The 556-nt window shown below is 64.2% G+C and carries 1 pseudogene; it reads right to left on the bottom strand.

The window, feature by feature from the left end:
- A pseudogene (gene tpa / locus AUL36_RS05815) lies at positions 1 to 556 on the bottom strand (hypotaurine--pyruvate aminotransferase Tpa); the annotation flags it as partial.

The following is a 556-nucleotide window of genomic DNA, read 5'->3' as shown; positions in this document are numbered from 1 at the left end:
ACAGACCACCTCATCGATATGCAGGAGAATGTCGTACTTGCGGCAGATCTCCTGCACGCGCGGCCAGTAGCCCTCAGGCGGCACGATGACGCCGCCCCCGGCCGTCACGGGTTCGAGGCACAGAAGGCCGATCGTGTCCGGCCCCTCGCGCAGGATCACCTCCTCAATGGCGTCGGCCGCCCGCTCGCCATAGTTCTCGACATCCCACTGCTTGCGGTATTCCAGGCAGTGCGGAACCATGACGAAGCCGTCCGGGTACGGCCCGTACATGGCGGCGCGCTGCAGCTGGCCGGAGGCGGCGAGGGTGCCGATCGTGGTGCCGTGATAGTCGCGCTCGCGGTAGAGGATCTTCCATTTCTGGCTGCCATGATGGCGCTCGGCGATCTGCCGGACCATCTTGAAGACCTTCTCGTTGGCCTCCGAGCCGGAATTGTTGAAGTAGACGCGCGACAGGCCGGGCATCTTCTCCAGGAGCTTCTCGGCGAAAAGCGATCCGGGAATGGAGCCGGCGGACTGGGCGAAATAGTTCAGCTTGACAAGCTGGTCGCGCACGGCA

Origin of the sequence: Aureimonas sp. D3, from assembly GCF_001463805.1 — a bacterium.
Lineage (GTDB): Bacteria > Pseudomonadota > Alphaproteobacteria > Rhizobiales > Rhizobiaceae > Aureimonas > Aureimonas ureilytica_A.
This window is presented reverse-complemented; position numbering and strand designations above follow the sequence as displayed.